Source organism: Spirulina subsalsa FACHB-351 (genome assembly GCF_026130165.1).
Taxonomy (GTDB): domain Bacteria; phylum Cyanobacteriota; class Cyanobacteriia; order Cyanobacteriales; family Spirulinaceae; genus Spirulina_A; species Spirulina_A subsalsa_A.
The window spans coordinates 1-1,190 of record NZ_JAIHOM010000251.1 but is presented as its reverse complement, the minus strand read 5'-3'; the positions used below and the strand labels follow the sequence as shown (position 1 = coordinate 1,190).

General features: G+C 42.5%; 2 protein-coding genes and 1 pseudogene. 2 read left to right on the top strand and 1 reads right to left on the bottom strand.

Annotated elements, in window-relative coordinates; genetic code table 11:
* The first annotated feature begins 231 nt into the window (after nt 1–231).
* Together K4A83_RS22700 and K4A83_RS22695 are read left to right on the top strand one after the other, a co-directional pair.
* On the top strand, nt 232–459 hold the full coding sequence (locus tag K4A83_RS22700; RefSeq protein ID WP_407810281.1) for a DUF433 domain-containing protein: 228 nt from the start codon (nt 232–234) through the stop codon (nt 457–459).
* Nucleotides 456–821, top strand: a complete 366-nt coding sequence (locus K4A83_RS22695) for a DUF5615 family PIN-like protein (protein WP_265266994.1) — start codon at nt 456–458, stop codon at nt 819–821. Before K4A83_RS22700 ends, K4A83_RS22695 begins: the two co-directional genes overlap by 4 nt.
* A 57-nt stretch (nt 822–878) precedes the next feature.
* Here the strand turns inward: K4A83_RS22695 and K4A83_RS22690 are convergent.
* Nucleotides 879–1,190: pseudogene (locus K4A83_RS22690) on the bottom strand (Uma2 family endonuclease); the annotation flags it as partial.

Below are 1,190 nucleotides of genomic sequence, written 5' to 3'. Positions count from 1 at the left end.
TCGGCGAGACGTTGCGATCGCACTTTTTCCGTCGCTAGTTCCCCCTCTACCTTTTGTTGGGTTGCGCTGCGCTTCACCCAACCTACGGATGGCTAAACTATTATCAATTGTTTTGTTGGGTTGCGCTTCGCCTCACCCAACCTACAGACCCCTTCTCGAATTACAATGTAGTCAGAAATCGGTGCGGATAATATAGGAAGTTATCGAGTTTTAAATTGAAGAATGCAAAAAATCAACAGAATTACAGTTAATTCCCAAATTCATTTCGGAAAACCGTGTATTCAGGGAACTCGAATTACGGTTCAAAATGTTTTAGAGTTATTGGCAGAAGGGTTAACATTTGACGAGATTATAGCAAATTATTATCCAAGTTTAACTCAAGAAGACATTCAATGCTGCTTGTTATATGCGACGGCTCTTGTCGCAGCAGAGGAAATTTATTTAATTTCTGCGTCATGAAATTATTATTAGATCAAGATGTTTACCAAGGGACTGTCCGATTCTTGCTGGAATTAAACCATGATATTCTTCAGGTTGAAGAAATAGGGATGGCACAGGCTTCTGATGAAGAGATTTTAAAAGCAGCTAAGGGACAAAACAGAATTTTAGTTACTCGTGATAGAGATTATGGTAATTTAGTTTTTGTCCAAGCTATCCATGTTGGTGTAATTTATCTCCGACTGTCTCTTGCTCATCTTTCCAGAGTTCATAGTATACTCTCCCACGTTTTAGAGATTTACTCTCAAGAAAGATTATCTAAATCTTTTGTGGTGATAGAATCCACTGGGTATAGATTGAGAGATTTGCCGAACTCACTGTAAAACCGACGGAACGACCAAAACGCTCCGTCGTGACCAAATACGTGAAACAATGGGGTTTCAATCGGGGTCTATGCCTAGGCGTTTTAACTGTTCAGCGAGACGTTGCGATCGCACTTTTTCCGCCGCCAATTCCTCCTCTACCTCTCGCACTCGTTGCTGTGCCGCTTCCGCTTGTTGGTGCAACTCAACAGAAGTTAAAAAACGACGACCATCAGGATAGTACAACTCTAACCCCGTTGGTGGACATTCAAAGCGAATCTGGAGGCGAGGACTCACCCAGCCTTCCATTTCCTCAATCATCTCTAATCCCCCCTCTCCCCGCAACCATCCCGCTAAGTCCCAACGTTCTGGGTCATAGATATAATATTC

Excerpts from the sequence above, each read along its gene's own strand:
- K4A83_RS22695 (WP_265266994.1), top strand. The coding sequence starts at position 456 with ATGAAATTATTATTAGATCAAGATGTTTACCAAGGGACTGTCCGATTC.